The organism is Sulfitobacter sp. R18_1 (assembly GCF_017743915.1).
Taxonomy (GTDB): Bacteria; Pseudomonadota; Alphaproteobacteria; order Rhodobacterales; family Rhodobacteraceae; genus Sulfitobacter; species Sulfitobacter faviae.
The window spans coordinates 711,122-726,169 of record NZ_JAGHRG010000001.1 but is presented as its reverse complement, the minus strand read 5'-3'; the positions used below and the strand labels follow the sequence as shown (position 1 = coordinate 726,169).

The 15,048-nt window shown below is 49.7% G+C and carries 24 protein-coding genes; 12 read left to right on the top strand and 12 right to left on the bottom strand.

Going from position 1 to position 15,048, the window contains the following annotated elements:
- Nucleotides 1–69: 69 nt before the first annotated feature.
- The 5 genes from J7392_RS04535 (at nt 70) to J7392_RS04515 (ending at nt 3,007) form a co-directional block, all read left to right on the top strand.
- Nucleotides 70–339, top strand: a complete 270-nt coding sequence (locus J7392_RS04535) for a hypothetical protein (RefSeq protein WP_209216377.1) — start codon at nt 70–72, stop codon at nt 337–339.
- A gap of 44 nt (nt 340–383) precedes the next feature.
- Entirely contained in the window at nt 384–797 is a 414-nt protein-coding gene (locus J7392_RS04530; protein ID WP_209216376.1) for a hypothetical protein, read from the top strand.
- Between the two features lie 275 nt (nt 798–1,072).
- Nucleotides 1,073–1,615 carry a hypothetical protein gene (locus J7392_RS04525; protein ID WP_209216375.1) on the top strand — a complete coding sequence of 181 codons (543 nt, stop codon included), beginning with the start codon at nt 1,073–1,075 and terminating at the stop codon, nt 1,613–1,615.
- Between the two features lie 26 nt (nt 1,616–1,641).
- Entirely contained in the window at nt 1,642–2,244 is a 603-nt protein-coding gene (locus tag J7392_RS04520) for a hypothetical protein (protein ID WP_209216374.1), read from the top strand.
- A gap of 124 nt (nt 2,245–2,368) precedes the next feature.
- Nucleotides 2,369–3,007 carry a hypothetical protein gene (locus J7392_RS04515; protein ID WP_209216373.1) on the top strand — a complete coding sequence of 213 codons (639 nt, stop codon included), beginning with the start codon at nt 2,369–2,371 and terminating at the stop codon, nt 3,005–3,007.
- A gap of 19 nt (nt 3,008–3,026) precedes the next feature.
- Here J7392_RS04515 and J7392_RS04510 read toward each other — a convergent pair whose 3' ends face one another.
- Both J7392_RS04510 and J7392_RS04505 read right to left on the bottom strand, forming a co-directional pair.
- On the bottom strand, nt 3,027–3,440 hold the full coding sequence (locus tag J7392_RS04510) for a hypothetical protein (protein WP_209216372.1): 414 nt from the start codon (nt 3,438–3,440) through the stop codon (nt 3,027–3,029).
- An 87-nt stretch (nt 3,441–3,527) separates the two neighbouring features.
- Nucleotides 3,528–4,781 (bottom strand): hypothetical protein, encoded by a 1,254-nt coding sequence (locus J7392_RS04505; RefSeq protein ID WP_209216371.1) that lies wholly within the window; start codon nt 4,779–4,781, stop codon nt 3,528–3,530.
- Between the two features lie 264 nt (nt 4,782–5,045).
- On the opposite strand from J7392_RS04505, the gene J7392_RS04500 reads away from it, so the two are divergent.
- Nucleotides 5,046–5,240 (top strand): hypothetical protein, encoded by a 195-nt coding sequence (locus J7392_RS04500; RefSeq protein WP_209216370.1) that lies wholly within the window; start codon nt 5,046–5,048, stop codon nt 5,238–5,240.
- A gap of 1 nt (nt 5,241) precedes the next feature.
- On the opposite strand, the gene J7392_RS04495 is transcribed toward J7392_RS04500, so the two are convergent.
- On the bottom strand, nt 5,242–5,496 hold the full coding sequence (locus J7392_RS04495; protein ID WP_209216369.1) for a hypothetical protein: 255 nt from the start codon (nt 5,494–5,496) through the stop codon (nt 5,242–5,244).
- A 4-nt stretch (nt 5,497–5,500) separates the two neighbouring features.
- Nucleotides 5,501–6,295 carry a hypothetical protein gene (locus J7392_RS04490; protein WP_209216368.1) on the bottom strand — a complete coding sequence of 265 codons (795 nt, stop codon included), beginning with the start codon at nt 6,293–6,295 and terminating at the stop codon, nt 5,501–5,503.
- 110 nt (nt 6,296–6,405) lie between these two features.
- On the opposite strand from J7392_RS04490, the gene J7392_RS04485 reads away from it, so the two are divergent.
- Nucleotides 6,406–6,738 (top strand): hypothetical protein, encoded by a 333-nt coding sequence (locus J7392_RS04485; protein ID WP_209216367.1) that lies wholly within the window; start codon nt 6,406–6,408, stop codon nt 6,736–6,738.
- An 85-nt stretch (nt 6,739–6,823) separates the two neighbouring features.
- Here the strand turns inward: J7392_RS04485 and J7392_RS04480 are convergent, their stop codons facing one another.
- Nucleotides 6,824–7,123, bottom strand: a complete 300-nt coding sequence (locus J7392_RS04480) for a hypothetical protein (protein ID WP_209216366.1) — start codon at nt 7,121–7,123, stop codon at nt 6,824–6,826.
- A gap of 210 nt (nt 7,124–7,333) precedes the next feature.
- Here J7392_RS04480 and J7392_RS04475 point away from each other — a divergent pair, with 210 nt between their 5' ends.
- On the top strand, nt 7,334–7,906 hold the full coding sequence (locus J7392_RS04475; protein ID WP_209216365.1) for a hypothetical protein: 573 nt from the start codon (nt 7,334–7,336) through the stop codon (nt 7,904–7,906).
- Here J7392_RS04475 and J7392_RS04470 read toward each other — a convergent pair whose 3' ends face one another.
- The 3 genes from J7392_RS04470 to J7392_RS04460 are packed head-to-tail and all read right to left on the bottom strand — an operon-like array spanning nt 7,907 to nt 9,499.
- Nucleotides 7,907–8,296 (bottom strand): hypothetical protein, encoded by a 390-nt coding sequence (locus J7392_RS04470; protein ID WP_209216364.1) that lies wholly within the window; start codon nt 8,294–8,296, stop codon nt 7,907–7,909.
- Between the two features lie 9 nt (nt 8,297–8,305).
- On the bottom strand, nt 8,306–9,007 hold the full coding sequence (locus J7392_RS04465; protein ID WP_209216363.1) for a hypothetical protein: 702 nt from the start codon (nt 9,005–9,007) through the stop codon (nt 8,306–8,308).
- Nucleotides 9,008–9,022: 15 nt separating this feature from the next.
- Nucleotides 9,023–9,499, bottom strand: coding sequence for a hypothetical protein (locus J7392_RS04460; RefSeq protein WP_209216362.1), 477 nt, complete (start codon nt 9,497–9,499; stop codon nt 9,023–9,025).
- A gap of 229 nt (nt 9,500–9,728) precedes the next feature.
- Here J7392_RS04460 and J7392_RS04455 point away from each other — a divergent pair, with 229 nt between their 5' ends.
- Entirely contained in the window at nt 9,729–10,091 is a 363-nt protein-coding gene (locus tag J7392_RS04455; protein WP_209216361.1) for a hypothetical protein, read from the top strand.
- A gap of 78 nt (nt 10,092–10,169) precedes the next feature.
- Here J7392_RS04455 and J7392_RS04450 read toward each other — a convergent pair whose 3' ends face one another.
- Together J7392_RS04450 and J7392_RS04445 are read right to left on the bottom strand one after the other, a co-directional pair.
- Nucleotides 10,170–11,363: an AAA family ATPase gene (locus tag J7392_RS04450; protein WP_209216360.1), complete on the bottom strand. Its 1,194-nt coding sequence runs from the start codon at nt 11,361–11,363 to the stop codon at nt 10,170–10,172.
- An 85-nt stretch (nt 11,364–11,448) separates the two neighbouring features.
- On the bottom strand, nt 11,449–12,087 hold the full coding sequence (locus J7392_RS04445) for a hypothetical protein (protein WP_209216359.1): 639 nt from the start codon (nt 12,085–12,087) through the stop codon (nt 11,449–11,451).
- Nucleotides 12,088–12,225: 138 nt separating this feature from the next.
- Here J7392_RS04445 and J7392_RS04440 point away from each other — a divergent pair, with 138 nt between their 5' ends.
- The 3 genes from J7392_RS04440 to J7392_RS04430 all read left to right on the top strand — a co-directional run bounded on the left by J7392_RS04440 (nt 12,226) and on the right by J7392_RS04430 (nt 13,424).
- Complete coding sequence (locus tag J7392_RS04440; protein ID WP_209216358.1) at nt 12,226–12,501, top strand: hypothetical protein; 276 nt, start codon at nt 12,226–12,228, stop codon at nt 12,499–12,501.
- Between the two features lie 145 nt (nt 12,502–12,646).
- Complete coding sequence (locus tag J7392_RS04435) at nt 12,647–12,895, top strand: hypothetical protein (protein ID WP_209216357.1); 249 nt, start codon at nt 12,647–12,649, stop codon at nt 12,893–12,895.
- Nucleotides 12,896–12,959: 64 nt separating this feature from the next.
- Nucleotides 12,960–13,424 carry a hypothetical protein gene (locus J7392_RS04430; RefSeq protein WP_209216356.1) on the top strand — a complete coding sequence of 155 codons (465 nt, stop codon included), beginning with the start codon at nt 12,960–12,962 and terminating at the stop codon, nt 13,422–13,424.
- 186 nt (nt 13,425–13,610) lie between these two features.
- On the opposite strand, the gene J7392_RS04425 is transcribed toward J7392_RS04430, so the two are convergent.
- Together J7392_RS04425 and J7392_RS04420 are read right to left on the bottom strand one after the other, a co-directional pair.
- On the bottom strand, nt 13,611–13,766 hold the full coding sequence (locus J7392_RS04425; protein WP_209216355.1) for a hypothetical protein: 156 nt from the start codon (nt 13,764–13,766) through the stop codon (nt 13,611–13,613).
- A 404-nt stretch (nt 13,767–14,170) separates the two neighbouring features.
- Nucleotides 14,171–14,587 carry an Hsp20 family protein gene (locus J7392_RS04420; protein ID WP_209216354.1) on the bottom strand — a complete coding sequence of 139 codons (417 nt, stop codon included), beginning with the start codon at nt 14,585–14,587 and terminating at the stop codon, nt 14,171–14,173.
- Nucleotides 14,588–15,048: the final 461 nt, after the last annotated feature.

Genomic DNA, 15,048 nt, shown 5'->3' with positions numbered 1-15,048 from the left:
AATTCCAGTTAGATGTCCGATAACCGGCATTGTTTGATGTTAAATTGATAAGTAGAAAGCTGAATAAGTATGAAGATTGAGATCACCACCGATCAAGACGAGCACGAATGCGATGACTGTGGTCAAGCATGGGCCGAAGGCGGTCGCGTTGTCGTTGATGGTGAGGAAGTCATCAATAAACCGGGTGAGGCTGCCTGCTATGATGGCAAGGACTACAGCCCGGCCGATCTTCTGGTGATGGCACTCGATAAGTTGGGTCATAGCGTCACCGTAGATGGTTCGCGCTATCACATCACCTGTGTGGATGAAGACTACCACGGTGTTTCCCCGCAGGACTGACCTTAGTCAGATGCCGAAGGTCACAGACAAGAAGAAAGCAAAATATGACTACCGTAGATAAGCTAGAACAGATCAAGCACGCTCACCATGACACTTTCCTGGCAAGCGCGCAGTCTGCCTTGATTGAGATCAGGGACACTATCGGAAAATATCGGGGCGCGGGCTCGCTAGCGCCACATGTTAACTGGTACGGTAACATCACCGAGGATGGAGGGGGTGCCATGGTGGGTCATGTGGCTGGTTGGTCTTATAAGATCCAATCCATCTCGAACTCCACCTCGCATGTATCGCTGAATCTGGTGCACAACTTCCTCTCCGAAGAAAACCATCGGGTCGGCTTCTTTGAGAACGCAGAAGATGCCAAAAGTGTAGCCGAGCGTCACTCCGCCATTGTAGATGCTACCGGCAATGCAATGGCTGCCACAGTTATTATCAGAAAGATGATCGGCGCCGACTAAGCTTGGTCGTCACCCCGGTACAGAAATAGTGCTTACCGGGGTGCTCATTCTTTCAGGTGCCTTACGGCTTCAATGAAGCCTGGGTTTCGGGACTAACGCTAAGTTCTCCTACACAACAATACATGGAGAGCGAAAGTCAGTAGATAGCCCCAGAGTTCATGAGGGTCCCAACTAACCTGGCCCTGATCTCCTTCAAAAATTCATTCTGACGAAACCAGGACATCGTAACTTGCGTCCTCTCAAGCATCTCCGCTTAGAGACAGAAGGAAGTTACGATGTCGCACCTAGATCGCGTCCTGAAGGACCTGGAGTTCAAGGCAACCAAGAATGACGAGAAAGACGTCTTCATGACCCGTACCTTTGAGGGCGGCATGAAAGCTATGGCATGGGACCTGAAGAACCCCAAGAAGTTCGATCCAGAAACCAATAGCACCGTCATGATCGCTCTCGTGGCGCCGGATGGATCCTTCATTGATGCAACCAAGATCACCAGCATCTTTCATGCGAAAGATCTCGTTAGAGATTGGAATGTGATCGCCGAGGCAACACGTTTCAAACAGGCCCCGGAAGGCAAGGGTGCCCACTTCGCACTGTTCGACAAAGAAAACGATGGCTACGCAATTATTGCTTCTCGTCATCCAGGCTTTGAATTTGGCGCCACCTTGTACTCAGTACGCTCACAGTACCTGCGCCAGACCGATCCAGACAGCCAAGGCCTTGTAGGGCGATATGAAAACGTACTGAGCGCAATGCAGGCCCTCGAGACGCAAATACAGGTGGACTACGACCACGCGATGGAAGCCGCACCTTCAATGTAAGAAATCATATTTTTGAGGATATTATTATGAGAATTTTGATCGCTACCGACGAAGACCCACAAGTTATCAAAAACCTGAAGACAGAAATCGACGAAGCCTGCACCGAGGATCTTCTGGAGCGGATCATTGAGGTTTACGATTATCCCATACAAGGACCCGCGCGCAGCCCTGAGCTGCAAACCCAGATTATCGAGTACATGATCGATCACTCCATAAATGAAGTGGATGGCCGCTGCATCGTGGATATCGACATGGGACCCCACGAATATTGGAGCCGTCCCGATGTTGAGGCCCTGTTGCAGGCCTCAATTCATGCAGGTGGCATGTTTGTGGGTCTAGGCAGCATGGAGCCTGGGCAAGATGCCCTAACATTCGATGATGAAACACAGCCGTCCTATCAGAAAATAGAGATGATCCCCGCAACCGGCATGCCTCCCTTTACTGGTATTGCACGCATCTCCACTTTGGGCGCCGGAAGTGAACTCGCCAGGATTGTGGATGCAGTCGACATAGAAGACTTCGCAATTATGGAAGAGGCCAACACAAGACTCGTAGACGTAATCATGTCTCGCAACCAAATCAGAGCACAACAAAGTCCGCCAATGAACGACGGTCCAAGCATGGGCTGATAGCTGCCAAGCCATACGTTAAAGCTTACCAGAACCTTAACGTATGGCTTCTATCCATGTCACATCAATAGACAGAAGCATGTATATATCATAAGCTGAGGCCTTATCTACAAGGATACTAGTTATGATTACTGCTGCCAAGAACGAGGGTGGGGGCCCGCGTTCTTCAGAGAAAAAAGACAAAGGAAAACCAGACGTTTTTCGACATCGCGGTGACTATGTCATTCGCTTCCGTAGGGCACGCCCCCTAACGGACCCACACCTACTTATAGCCATCGCAGGCTCCTTCTCCTTGACTGCGGCGGCATTGTTTGCAGCTGTGTTCGATCTGCTTCCATTTCTAAGCAAAGGCGCGGCCGTGTTCTGGTCTTGTGTTGCATCGCTCGCAATCACAGGGTTTCCTTTGTGGCGGCAAAGTCGTCGCGGTTATGAAAGGAACCAGATAAGATTTTCGGGAGCGATGCTTATCAACCCGGATGGAAGGATCCTCAGCCAACAACTGTTGCACGATTTCTATGCCACCGTGATCGCCGATGAGGATGACCCTGACCAAATGAGGCCACCGAAGTACCCGAACTCGCGCAGATACGCTATCAGAGCAAGATATGGAGACCTACGTCGGCCGGTATCGCTGACAGGTAACTTCCTTACAAAACGAGATGCGGATGCCATTATTGATCTTCTCGATGGCTGGAAATCCGATCCTGCCACCATCGCGAAGGCGAGCACCGGACTGCATGGCAAGCAGACACTTCTAGACTGATAGTAGGGGCCAGGACTACTTACAGGCCCCTATTTATAATACAGGTAGCAGGCCCAAATCCCTGCACGGTCTTTACCACCCGCTCACCATTCTCAAGCTCTTCGTAACCAACCCACCCGAGTGATGCGGAAGTTTTTCCACCATATTCGCGCTGGAACACTGCAATCTCTTGAAGTCCCCATTCATCCATATACTGGACCGAAAAGCGGAATCCGCCATCGAATGATCTCATGCCGACAACTTCGCCAGAAATCTCCCTGCTATAGTGATTTACGGTAGCTTTGCCATCTTTCCACTCGACGGAAGTCCTGATAGCCAGGCCTGAGGACAGCTTGTCTATCCGCTCGCAGAAACCATCACTCGGAAGAGTTTCTGCGGAGACCAGACATGGCAGCAGCGCGATTACCAATGCACCTGCAAAACCTTTTTTCATGAAGTCACCTATAATTTACCCCTGAGAGCATAGTCCTCCATATTAGGTAGGCAAGCTCTCAGGGGTAAATCGTTTTTAGTTAGTGAATTAGAAGCGCAACTTAACACCAATCATAGTGGCGTCTGTACCACTGTGGTTATTGCGATCACCACGCAGGGTTATGCCATCACTAGAGATATGGCGAATTTCGAAACCAAGCAACTCGGTTAAGTCATAGCTCAAGCTCGCCTCGATGTGAGATCCTTCCAGATCGGGGTTCACAGTATAGCTCAAGGATGCTTGAGCATTGTGGAAATCACTCAAGATGATGCCAGTAAACTCATCTGTCGCATCGCCGATCACAGCCTTCTCCACTTGAACGCCCCCAACAAAAGGTCCGGCTTTTAGATAGAAGGCAGGGGCGAGGGTCATGCCATCCGGATTGTGGTACTGAGGCACATCCCAAGTAAACTGAAGACCATTTCCTAGGTGGAAATAGGGGTCAGACATCTCGAATCTATTTTTACGAGCATGTTTGATTGATTTAGGAATCTGCCAAAGGGTTGGAGACAGCAGGTTACCGATACCGCTGTAGAGAAGCATCTCACCCAAAGCGTCATCTGCGTCACTGTATCCGCGCGCCTCGTAATGAGCTGCGATCTTAACCATGTCGCCTTGGACCGCAGTATCACTTTCCCGATGATCTCCAAGGGTATAGGTGAATGTCTTAATTCGGTTTGCGACATATCCAGGCCAGGAATAGGCGTGGTTTGGGCGGCCCTGAAGGTTGCGTTGTAGCCACTTCTCGGAATAGTTCATCTGCCAGTTCACACCAGACATCGTGGTACGGATACGCTTTGCCGGGTCACCGTAAGACACGCCACCGCTACGCGAAGTTGCCGACGCCCCGCCAGGTCCGCCGAACAGCAACGTGTAGCCATAAGCTTGACCGAAGCTGATCTCTTCGTTGTCGTCGTGATTATAGAAGTAGTGTTCACCCAAACCGTACCAGTCGTGCATCGCGAAATGCGCATATTCATGGCCAAACATGATGGCGTTGGCTGTTTGATATTGAAAGTTTACCAGCTGTGCGAGGAACAATAGAGAGTTGCCGCCCGAGGTATTTCTTAGCCGATAAGACAACTCTTCCACCGCACGGGCGCCTAGGTATTCACCGCTTTCAACAATGCTATTACTGCGGAAGCCTTGATGCCTCCAATAATCCTGGTCAATCGCATGCGCCTCATAGGTCGCCAGCATGTTATTAACGAACACGGCTTCATTCGCATGTGCGGGCAGGGCAGCAGTGAGAGCAGCAGTACTTATAGCAGCGCCTGCCACATATTTTTTTAAGTGTGTCACAAGTAAATCCTATTCTTTGAACATGAATAGGATTTACTAAGGTCACCGCCTCTATGGTTAATCGTCCATTAATTTGGCGTGATCGTTCTACATTCGGAAACAGTGATTAATGGACGATTTACACGGCACATGAATTCAACTTAGAGAAACCAAAAGGGCGCAATTAGACATCAGTCATAGGAGATTGGTGTGCCACGTTTTAGAATTATAGCTGTGAGTTTAGGCGTACTGACATTGACGTCGGGATGTGCTCAAGACAAGTACATGCACATGGCCGCAGGAAGCGCTGGCGCCTTCGGGGCGTACCAGGTCACAAAAAGCCGTAAGGCCGCCTGTGCGACGGCTGTGGCGCTCGGTGTGGGTAAAGAACTCTATGACAGTACCGGGCGCGGGAACGTCGAGGCGATGGATATCGTCGCTACAGCCGTTCCCTGCCTGACACTGGCTATCGAATTCTAAGTCAGCGCAACCGTCGGCCGCGTGGGTCGAACTTGATCTTACCAAGCCAGATGACGATTTCATAGATGCCGCGCAGAAACGGCATCGATAAAATCAGCAATAGAGGCCAGCCTGGCGCCTGTTCGTCCTGATAGATACCCATCAGGACGATAAGCCCCAAACCGCTCAAGAGGCAGGTTACCACGAACACACAGAACCAATCGGTGCCATCAGCTCGAATTCTCAGAAGACAGATATCTCTCAAACGCTTGATCATCTCGTCACCCCATCGACATCGAGGGACCTTCTGACTCTTGGTCAAGGTCATCCCCAAGCGGGTTCAGAAGCTGAGACAAAAGCTCATCAAGCTGTTCTGCATTCGTCATCTCGGCATCGCCTTCGTTCAGGTTTTTATCTGAATTAAGAAGCTCGTGAAGCCGCTCAGAAGCGGCGAACTTCGTCCAGAACATGGACACCTTTTCACCCCGGGAAGCGGGCAAAAATACCTGACCATCCTCACGGAGGTAATCAGAAGTAATCCGGAAGTCGGCAGCCTCGTCATCTTCTGTGCTTACCGGCATGCACTGGTAGTAGAGTACGCGACCACCGAAATAGAGATACTGAGAAACCTTGTAGGTATCGATTTTAGGATCATCGCTTTCGTTATCGATCACATAGATTGGCGCTCCAACAGGCAGGTAGCTACCGTCGATTTCACGCGCAGGCGAAGGGATGAACTCAACTGAACGGTAGTCGCCGGAAGCCACACCCGCATCGACCTCCGTGATCAGCGCATCGAGGTTCTCACGAGCTGCGGCACGCTCCTTGCGCTTATAGCGCGTATCGACCTCATCATATTTTTTACGAAGAATCCCGAGTTGAATATTGGCGGCTTCAGCCATCGCTTCAGATTTGTCAGAGAAATAGATGAAGCGGCTTACCGGTGTCGGCATAAGGCGCTCTCTCACGATTGCGGTTTCCGTCCCCACTTCATAAGCGAACGCTAGGGAGGAGCCCTCAAGGAGAGGGGCACTGATCTTGAAGGTGGGCTTATCACCCGTCATTGGCGACGTCATAAAGTATCCTGCTCTTTCAAGTATGCTTGTAGTTTTCGCACTATCAATTATAATACATGACAGAGAGATACTCTATTCTTGTGTTTCAATCAATATGGAAGATGACACCTATGAATAATAATTCACCTGAGCGCCTAGAAGCCGTCGATCTCCTGATGGAGGACTGCTTTGAAGATAGCGGAAACATCGAAGGGATCGTTTTCCAGCGGACTTCACAGATGAGCAAAACAGATCTTGAGAGCCACATGACCAACCATTATGGAGCCGATTCAATCGACATGCTTGAAGGATGGGACTCCATCCGTGACTTCGTGCGTAGTGACATGCTCGACAGCGCCAAGTCCGATGAAGACTACCTTAAGAGCGTCATCCAGGACTACGTCGGAGCTATGACCGATGACGAAGTCTTCGAAATCCTACCTCAAAGACGCCCAGAACCATAAAATAAAGAGGATTCCCTTCAAAAACGCGCAGATGAGCTGGACATCTCTATTGCCCCGGCGATCCACTAAGTCAGACTAGAGAGCATCAATACTCTGGGCGGGATTCAGACAGCTTTAGCATGGACGGCCGCAAGGAGATTTCCAGCACGCTAGCTTCCTGCTCAGAGAACCCGCCAGAATCCTGATGGCGGAGCATCTCAAACAGAGTTGCAGCCGCATGCACGCGATCTCTGATCATGGCAGGCTGCGACTTGTACCGTTCTAGGATTGCACCCACCACATTATCCGTCACCGACTTGTCCCCAAAGCGGGTTCTCAAGATGTCTTTGATTCCACCAAAGACCTTTGTCTCGAACTGCGCATCCCAACTTCTATTATCGATCACTGGCTCATTCCCAACTGGTATCTTCTTAGGATACAGGAACTTGCTTATTGCAAAGTTAAGGGGAACGAGGATAATTAGGGCTTATATGCAAAAGAGGTATTCTTGATGTCCTGGCCTGCTAATTTCGATGGACCCACCACTGAAGGATTGATCCTTGTTCCTAGCCCAAATGCACTCGTCCAAGATCTCGGACCTTTCTTAAGTGGACGCATGATGATCACGGATGTGCTGCCAAAATCAGCGCTTGTGTGCGCTTCGGTAGATGGCAAGCCCGTGATTTCAGAGAACGGTCAAATTCGCTTCGCATTTGAAGGCAACGCAAATCAAGCCGCCAATCTTGAACGTTATTATGAAAGGTGCCAGTGCGCAGCTGGACGCCTGGCTTCTCGCTCACCCAGCATTGCTTACGGATCAGCTCCTTCCGAGGACCTCAAACCCGTTGCGCGCATCCATCTTCTAAGCTTCGTGTTCACAGAAATTTTGGATCAGGAGGCCCTCGAAGAGTGGAGCGGTGAAAAGATCGCTGATTTCTTGCCACCTTCTAAAATCGAGACACCCACTCAGGATCCGGATATCTTAAAGCAGCTCTGCGAGCTTCCCATGAAACCTCTGACAGAAGGGGCTCGTGGTGTTTACGCTTGGTCGTTGTTGGACGGCACCATTCTAACGATGGAAGCGCCGGACAAGAAACTTACCGCCTGGCGCCCAGGTGACGCAGGGCTGCGCTCCATCTTAGAGAGATCTGGGCTGGGATTGGAAGACAGGATGAAGATGATCCCGTGATCAACGCGGGGCAGGCGGCGCTGACAGATCTTCCCACTCAGGATTCTTTACAGCTTCTTTGGCAGCTTTAACGGCGTCCCGGGCATCCTTGAAGTCCTCAGCCAAGACCGCAAAGGAAACATCCTCCCCGGCTTTGTCCGTCTGATTGGCACTCAGTGTCCAGCATGCCTCCTCTTGCATGGGATCTGGCTCTGCTACCCCGTCATGGCAAAGAAGGAAGTAGCACTGACGTCCGTCGACGTCACCTTCAGCACGATAATGAGTGAAACCACCACCACTATGATGGAGAGCCCATTCTTTGCTCAGGAAATCGGCATTTTCGTTGAGCCAAAGGATCATGCCTGAGCAGGCTTCCTCATGCTTGTTAAAAGTTTCGATAAAATCAGTCATATAAATCCCTTACCTGAAGCCCATTCCGTAAGTAGGCTCATCATCCACGCTTTCCGCGACATCGATCATCGCGCTGCGGATCTTCTTCCACTTCTCATCGCTTACCGGGTCACCGGCAGTAAGCACCTTTTCGCGGTAGTCGTTGAGGGCGGCCCACACGGTAACTAAAGACTCGTGCATGTCGGTTTCGGTTATACTATCAATGATATCACACTCATCTTCTTCCTCGTCTTCCGCTGACTGTTTTACGGTTTCATAAAGCTCGATGATGAGGAGCAAAATCATCTTGTGATGCTGACGATCAGCCTCAGAAAGTTCAATCTTTCCACTGGTGATATCATCTAGCAGCTCTTCCGCACCAAGGTCAGGGAAGCCTTCACGGTCGACATACTTATGGTAGATCGACTGAACTACTGGCTCAGAGATATCTTTCGGATCCAGGCTACTGAGGATGTAATCATCCATGTAGAGGCGCCAGACAGCCTCATCAAAGGTCTCTGCTAGTCTACCGTTCTTCTGGGCTTCAGAGGTGTAAAACCACTGACCATCAGGCTTCCTGACAACAAAGAAATCCTGATGGAAAATATGAACCGGAGTATCCGGCATCAGGGGACCAGCACTGAAAAGGTTGCCCTTAGGAAAGCAATCTCTGGGCGCATCCACTCGAGTGAGTTCGAAGTCTTGGTAGGTTAGGACAAGTTTATCGCTCATAATTGCTTCCTCAAATTACATGCTAATACTACAGGGTTCTGACCCGATAAAGTCGGCGCCAGGCTCCGGACTATATTGAGACATGAATTTCTCTACCCATGTGCGCACTCTAGGAATGCAGCTCTCCAGAGCTTCAACATGTTCTGGATTGCCCATGAACTCAGGATCATGATGCCAAGGATCAACCAAGTTGGCTACATCTTCGGCTGACCGGTTGAGATCATAAATCTCACCATCGAGTTCAACAAACTGATGATCCCAGTTCCCTTTGATCTCGCCACCAATAAGCTCACGCAAAAACAAGCTTGTGAACTTACAGGCATAAGATAGATCCCGAGGGACAGGCAAACCACGCTCCTCAGCGCGTTCTCTCCACCGTTCTAGGCAGAACGCCGCTGCGACTGCCATAAGCTCGTCAGAGACCGGATATACGCCCTCACGGTCATCTTCCAGCCAATCTCGGGTAACAGGATCCATCATCAGGTCACTCATACGGCATCCATCTTCTAAATTGCTAATCATATTTTTGTCTATTCATACCCCACCTAGGTATAACTTTAGCATGCATAATCCTAGTGAGACCACTTGATCATTCAAACATAACGCAAATGAAACCGACATAGAGTCAACTTTTTTGCTCATCTAAGTTGGAAAACCTGAGAATGTCATCATCTACTATAGTAGAAGGCAATTTTGCCCCAACTTAAGAGGAAAACTAAAGATGAGCAATCCAGCTACATTACTATGTTATACATTTCTATTCGGGATCGCCTGGTTTTATTTAAAAGAGCCAATTGGAAAGCGCATTCTTCGAGATAGTTTGTTCACAGGGTTAAAATGGCGGCCCGTGTCAGCGGAACACGCTATGGATATACTAGGAATTCTTATTCTGCTTACCACCATTTTAGCGCTAAAATTACTAGGAGTACTTGACCGTGAGGTCATGGTGGCGGCTCTGGACTTAAATATATCACTATACGAGTATTTCGATTATTTGAGAAAGCCTCTAGAAGCCTTGAAGCGCGTCTTATCTGCATCTGACCACCAGACACTACAGTGGATCGCTAACGTACTTTTGTCCTAACTAGGTCGAAGCACTGAAACTATATCCTGTACGCCCTCAGAGAAGGCGTACAGGTAACTAGCTCAATCATCAGGTCACTCATAGCCCTGCGTCCATAGAGGACGCGGGCAATTCAGGGCTCAGATTGTGGTCGAACCGCTGAACGAAGTTATCTACATCATGGACTTCACGAAAGCTTATCGGCTCCATACGGGCAACCGACTTATCCAAGTAGACATCTGGCACAACCTCTTTATGCCGCCGTTTAGCGTTCTGCTGCCGCCACTCACGGTATCCGACCTCAATGTTTACCCCGGTGATATGGGCTCCATAATCGTGAAAAAGGTCCACGAAAGGCGTGCGGATGCGGCTATCAATATTGGTCGCATTGAAGACGAAATCCTGCTTCTTACGCAGGTACTCACGTGCACGCTCTTTGGCAGCCTGCATCACTTCACCCTGCCGCTTGGAGTCTGGTTTGATACCCAACTCCACCCGCAAAGCATCCGTCGATACCACAGGAAGATCACGCGCATGATTTTTGATCCATGTGTCTTTGCCAGACCCAGGAAGACCGTAGAGCATCGTAACCTTACTGCCGAAATCTACATGAGGAATATAGGAGATCGGCTTGTTATCACGCAGAAATCCTAGCCGAGCGGTGGAGCTATCGAACCAATATTTGCGGCTCTCACAGCCGCGATCCTCGGCAACTGATAGAAGCATTTCAGTGCTCTCCATCGCATCGTCCACCCCGATTCCATCGCGTCCCAGCAGGTCCGCCTTGGCATGCAGCACCACATCCCGAACCGGGGCCATATAACACATCTTGATCGCCTCACGATCTGGGTCACTGCTCTCCATGAAATGGAAGGGTCGCTGGTGGGCCAGGATGATCCCGCAGATACGCTCACGGATGAAGAAATCGACATCCGCCTTGTAGAGCAGCTCTCTGGCAATCTGAGCGCCGATACGAGAGTGATTGGGGGCACTGATACGCCCGTCGTCATCCACCACAGTCGTAACAGGCTTAGCTACATCGTGGAGTACGGTAGCCCAGAACAAAACAAAGCGATCCACCTCAGAGCGCTGCTGCCATTCGGGCAAGCCAACAAGAGCTGACATCACACTACGCGTATGGACACCCACGTCACCTTCAGCATGGTATGAAGGATCCTGAGGACACCCGTCCATCGCTGTCATTCGATATGGCCAAATACTCCAAATGCGCTCGAAGTCGATATATTCGCCCGGAGCTGGGGTAAGCTCGATCATTTCTCTAAAGTTATCCATACAATCGCCTGTCTTGCTTAAATGATATATCGTCATATTTCTCGAAAGTTGCCCGACAAAAACATCGAGCAAGGCTAACATCTACCTATTCGTAAGCGCTCTCGAATTGAGTAATTGTTCCCGCCTCGAGATGCCTAACCAACCCCAGTGCCTGCAAGGCCATCAGCTCGGCGTCAGGCCCCGCTCTATGTGGAGTATTATTGGGCGCCGTTTGATCAAGATAGCTAATAACATTGCCCACGATCTCACTCGGCACATCGTACAGACCCTCATAAAACAGATGCTTAAACCCAAATTCCAGCTGCATGCTAATCTCTTCACATGAAGCCTCGCTTTTATGACCGGCCTTCATTGCCGGGGCCAACCATCGGCAGTCATAAGATGGCGCATCGGAGAAGAAGCACTCGCGCATTTTCTGCATTCTCGTGTAGTCTTCTACAACTCTCTCAACAGGCTCACCAAAGGCCAAATCAGCCATCGGGATCTTATGAATTTTCTCGGATTCCGTACTCCAGACAGCTTCAATATCCCAGCTTCTATGGGGCTTGATCAGGTACGACCATGAGCGCACGCTATCGCGGCCGACCTCATCAGTATGGATGTACGCAAACCCAATCTCGATGGGAAAGCTGCCTTCATTCAAGCCGGTTGCCTCCAGATCGAGAAAGACCCCACGACGAAGTCTAGAAACAGTTCCTGGAGCCAAATTCCCAAGTTTATTCACATCGAAAACCCTTATATTTCTTTATTTATCACATCATGACCATGCAATGTCAACTATAGACAAGTACAATGAGGCTGCAATAATTTCCCTTGCCACTTTGGTTTACTGGCGTAGATTTAGGCTAGGAGGATGGAAAATATGACATTTGATGAATGGAAGGGAACGGCCAAGACCGTTCCGATGGAAGAAGCCCAAGACACTGCCGTCGCAGACATGATGGAAGACTACACTCACATCATCGAACACGAGGATGGGAGCTGGATTGTTGTCGATCAAGCCCAAGATCCGGAAGCATACTATGTCATCTGTGGCAACCAACAGTGCTCCACCTTGTCTTTTGATGAAGCTCAGCGCTTTCTGTGGGAAAACCACGCCAGGGACCATTACGCAGAACCCAGCAGCCCGGGGCCATGAAGGATACCAAGATTAGATTGGCAACCCTTACGAATATTCTTGAATAGTTGACAATCTATCTATAATCTAATTACTATAGCGCAGCTAACTTAAGCAGTTTGTCCGCTGGATATTCGCGCAATTGATAGCAATAAGGTGATAGTTTATGACCCAAAAGCCAATGGATGATGGCAATTATCGTGTAGTCGGCCGTAAGATCAAGGATGGTGACGCTTGGGGCGATTACACCCGCTATAATGTGCTACAGAAGAAAGTGAGCATCATGTTCGGTCTGATTTCATACTGGGCAGACATTGATAGCGAAAAAATCCCGCAGCACGTTGAAATCTCCGTAGGCTGCTTTGGCGATACCGGAGGATGGAAAAGCAAGTTCGCCAGCCAACTGAGCTTCTGATAACTCCTCACTTGATCAATGCACCCAACGTATCACTTAATGAGTGAACGAGAGAGGTACTAAGATGGGTATTGGACATTATCACGACTCCCGAGGGGTCACTATTCACTTCGAGCCATTTGAAGAGCTCGATTCCGAAGATATCGATGGCCGTGAATTCGCCTGGGATAATGCCCTCGAAGACATTGCGGAAAGCTTACCCGATGACTTTACCTGGACAGGCTTCAACCAGAGATCACGAAGCCACGCAATTGCACATAGCGAACTTCACGACCTTGAGATCCGTGAAGACGAAGGTGGCTACGGCTACGTTTATCTCACCATCAAGCCCCGTAACTTCGAGGGCACCTGCGATTACATCCTTCAGGAGGAACGCGAAGAGAAAGCGGAGGCCACCACAGAGGCTGAGGCAGAGCGGGTGTTTACTGCGATCTATGAGGCAGGCCTTCTAGGCAATCTCTACAAGGGCACCAGCTACACTTCTGCGACCTGGCAACCAGAGGCCTCCACTAGCACTCCCAAGATGTAAGAAACCCTCGTTGCATTTTGGCAACCTAATTCCAAATTTTGGGAGTAGGGAGCTAGCGCAAATTAGCAACGGATACTAATCAAAAGAGGCCGCCTTTTGGTGGCCTCTTGCTTGCTGGATGTCTTGTGCCGCCGCTCCCCAGTTGCTGTTCCGGGATACCTGGCAAGCAAGAGATTTCGGAAGCGGCTACTCCTCTGAAGCTTCCTTCTTAGCTCTATGCTCTTTGCGCTCTGACATCTTGATATCGGCTTCTTCCATTGCATCGTACCGATCCCAACCCTGCCGACGCAATTGGTCTACAATAGCATCATACTCTTTCTGATCTTTCTCAGTCCAATCCATCGTAAGTCTCCATATAATAAAGCAAGTATAGTTCTAGATCTATGCTTTGTAAATGGAGACCATACTATTATCCTGTATAGGCGCCACCCTGAAATGATATCCTGATTTCGGATGCCATCTGTCCACAGGTCTTGCAGCGGGCCCTGCCCAACGCATCAGCGGTCGTCTGAGGAGGACTAGGCAACGCTAAAAGGTCACTGACCAGGATACTCTGGACATGCATGTTAGGACACCAGAAGTGTATGGAATGGCCATGGAGGACGGACAGTTCAGTAGGAGCGATGGTGGTATTGCTTCTCATCTTCATATTTTCGCACCAATGCCGTTCCTGCGCAATGGAGATACACACCAAATAGAAAGGGCCCCACCAATCGGTGAGGCCCGAACACTACATCAGGAAAGGATCAGTTGATCTTGATTTTACGAGGCTTTTTCTCTTTTGGAAGTTCACGCTCGAAGCTCAGGCTCAGTAGGCCATTTTCATGTTTTGCCTCGGTGATCTTCACGTGATCAGCCAAAGTGAACTTACGCTCAAAGTTGCGGGTAGCGATACCTTTGTGCAGATACTCCCGCTTCGTGTCATCCTCTTTCTGAGATCCGGAGACAACAAGAACCTGATCGCGCACTTCTACATCAATTTCATCGGTAGCAAATCCTGCGACAGCCAAGGTGATCTTCCAGCTGTCTTCACCCAGCTGTTCAATATCGTATGGCGGATACGCAGGAACATTGGTTTCTCTCATCATACGATCAATGGCGCTGGCCATTTGGTCAAAACCGATTGCGGAACGGTAGATAGGGGTCAAATCAAAGTGTTTCATAGTAAAGTCATCCTCTTTTGAGCAATGTTGTTAATTACCCTCTTTCGACGGGCATTTTGCCTATGGACCCTTCATGGCATCCTAAGGCAAAGCCTAGATAGGAAGCCGAATTATCCATTCAAGATCTTTTTCTATAAAAAATGTTCATGTCTATTTTTGCATAGCGCAGGGTAGGGGAGGCTTTACTGATTTTCGTCGTCCGGCATCAGCAATGCCCATAGAGCCTCGTCCGCGCGCGCTCTAGCATCCATGTAGGCTTCCGACCACTCAGGGTCTGATAGGTGCATCTCGCAAACATGAACCGAACATAGCGGCCGCAGGTGAGGTGGCACCACACATCCGTTATCACCCAAGAACGGAAGCTTCCCGCCAGTTTCTTCCAAGGTGACACCGAAGTGCTCTTTCGCAAAGTCCTTCGTGCCTTCGCACTGATCTCTTGAGCAACACGCAAACGGCGCCCG